This window comes from Halorubrum sp. SP3 (genome assembly GCF_005435195.1).
GTDB classification, from domain to species: Archaea; Halobacteriota; Halobacteria; order Halobacteriales; family Haloferacaceae; genus Halorubrum; species Halorubrum sodomense.
In genome coordinates, this window is sequence record NZ_SGTU01000587.1 from 1 (window position 1) to 289 (window position 289).

Below are 289 nucleotides of genomic sequence, written 5' to 3' on the forward strand. Positions count from 1 at the left end.
GGTGCTGCTGTTCCATCGGTGGAGTAACGAAACTCAATATTTATATATTCCCCGAATATTCTTCCAGTATGGCTCGAAGTTTATCAAGAGACGAATCCGGACCAGATGCGCTTCAAGAAGCAGGGCAGCGAACGCTGCTGATTGGAGATGATAAGCCGATTCGGATTAGCTCGGGCCATCGAATCCTCCATCATGAGGGGAAGTGTTCGCGGCCACACGGGCACAATTACGAGATTACTGTGGAAGTGACCGGGGAGCTCACTGAGGAGGGGTGGGTCGTCGACAAAGG

The 289-nt window shown here is 51.9% G+C and carries 1 protein-coding gene; it reads left to right on the top strand.

The window, feature by feature from the left end; genetic code table 11:
• Positions 1–68: 68 nt before the first annotated feature.
• Positions 69–289 (top strand): 6-carboxytetrahydropterin synthase (locus tag EXE42_RS17675; protein WP_199240820.1); only part of this gene is annotated, 221 nt, incomplete at its 3' end.